We start from the raw sequence: 1,578 nt of genomic DNA, 5'->3' as shown, positions 1-1,578 counted from the left end.
CCTCGATCTTTCGTCGGGCCTGCGGCCCGGCGTGATCGGGTTCGGATTGGGATTTTCAGATGGTATTCGGGCTGGTGGGTGTGGTTGACCGGCCCGGGTCAGCGGGCTGGCTGCCGGGTTCCACGGGCCCGGTGGTGGTCGTTCGGTGTCGTAGGAGCGGATTCTTGCTGGTCAGGTCGCTGCCAGGCGGGTGAAGGCGGTGAGTGCGAGGCTGGTCCAGGCGTTGTGGGCCGACAGGCGCAGGTGGACGCGCCGGGCGTGGCGGGCCAGGCGGGCGGGAATCGAGAACAGCCGCAGCCGTAGGTTTTTCGCTTCCCAGCGGCGAGCCGGGTGGTCGCCGAAGGCGAGGGTCTGCATCCAGGCCGCCAGATCCATCGCGAGCATGATGAGCGCGAGCCAGATGCGGTTGGCGTCGAAGCTGTGGAACGGCAGGTTCCGCAGGCCCGTGTCTTTCGCGGCGCGGATACGGTCCTCGCAGCGAGCCCGGCGGCGGTGGCGCAGTTCCAGGTCCGGCAGTTGGCCTTTGGTGGTGTTGGTGACGAACGCGGTCAACCGGTGTCCGTCGCGGTCGGTGAACCGTAGCTGCGCCCCGGGATGCGGCCTTTCTCTTCTGACGATCAACCGCATCCCGGGCGGCCATCCGGACAACTCGGCGATGCCGGTGGCTTCGACGAGCCAGGCGCCGTCGCGGACTTCGCCGTCGGCGTCGTAGGCCGGTGTCCAATCGGCGGCGGTCAGGTAGGAGTCCATGGCTTCGACGATCTCGTCGGTGAGGGTGAATCCGATCGAGTACTGCATCCGGCGGCGGTGGCAGTAGTCGAGGAATTCGTGGGTGCCGCCGCCGGAGTCGGTGCGCACCAGCACTTTCCGCCCGATCCGCCACGACGGGTTCCACGGCAGCTGGGCGAGGGCTTCGTGCAACACCTGTTTGTGGTCGGCGGCGGTATTGCTCCCGGCGTTGCCCGGCCGCAGCATCGCCGCGGCGGGCTCGCCGGTGCCGGTCTCACCGTGGTCGATGAACGCCCACAGCGGGTGAAAACCAAAGCCACGCTTGAATGTCGGTGCCGCCAGTTCCTTCTCCGAGTGCGCGTCGGTCAAGGTGGCATCGAGATCGATCAGCAGCGGATGCTCGGCGTCGATGCCGTGATCGGGGGCGTGCTCGCCGGCCAGCGTCCACGCTTGCGCGCGTGCGTCGGAGCGCGCAGAAGCGATGGCCGCCAACACTTTTGGTGCGTCGGCCGACAGGACCGTCACCAGCCGCGACACCGTCGGGTCCGACGCCACCGGACCGAACACGCCCTGTTCGGCCCGCAGCAGCGCCAGGTCCGAGACACAGTCACCGCCGATCGCGAGCGAGATCGCCAGATCGGCCACGATCTTGCCCGGATCGTGGGTGGCCATCGGTTTGCGCCACGGCGCCAGCACCGCCGACAAGCCACCGACCAGGCCAACCCGCTCCGCAGTACGCAGCAACAGCACCGCCCCGGCCTGGGACACGACCCCGCAACCGTAACCGTCGGCGACCAACGCCGGATACGGCGAGATAGACTTCCGCACCAGAAGGGTGCTCCTCACTCG

At 68.4% G+C, this 1,578-nt stretch carries 1 protein-coding gene; it reads right to left on the bottom strand.

The genetic code is table 11. The annotated features are described in order from the left end of the window. Positions 1-171: 171 nt before the first annotated feature. Positions 172-1,557, bottom strand: coding sequence for an IS1380 family transposase (locus tag NA4_RS38200; RefSeq protein WP_067481120.1), 1,386 nt, complete (start codon positions 1,555-1,557; stop codon positions 172-174). Positions 1,558-1,578: the final 21 nt, after the last annotated feature.

Origin of the sequence: Nocardia amamiensis NBRC 102102, assembly GCF_001612745.1 — a bacterium.
Taxonomy (GTDB): Bacteria; Actinomycetota; Actinomycetes; order Mycobacteriales; family Mycobacteriaceae; genus Nocardia; species Nocardia amamiensis.
This window is presented reverse-complemented; position numbering and strand designations above follow the sequence as displayed.